Raw genomic sequence first — 255 nt, forward strand, 5'->3', positions numbered from 1 at the left:
GAGTGCCCTTTCGTAGCAACTAATGACAAGGGTTGCGCTCGTTGCGGGACTTAACCCAACATCTCACGACACGAGCTGACGACAGCCATGCAGCACCTGTGTAATGGTTCTCTTTCGAGCACTCCCAGATCTCTCCGGGATTCCATCCATGTCAAGGGTAGGTAAGGTTTTTCGCGTTGCATCGAATTAATCCACATCATCCACCGCTTGTGCGGGTCCCCGTCAATTCCTTTGAGTTTTAATCTTGCGACCGTA

Annotated in this window: 1 rRNA gene; it reads right to left on the reverse strand. The window is 51.0% G+C overall.

Annotated features, from left to right (window positions below):
• Positions 1-255 (reverse strand): 16S ribosomal RNA (locus tag GCN74_RS28490); the annotation flags it as partial.

The organism is Janthinobacterium sp. FT14W (assembly GCF_009208755.1).
GTDB classification, from domain to species: Bacteria; Pseudomonadota; Gammaproteobacteria; order Burkholderiales; family Burkholderiaceae_D; genus Janthinobacterium; species Janthinobacterium violaceinigrum.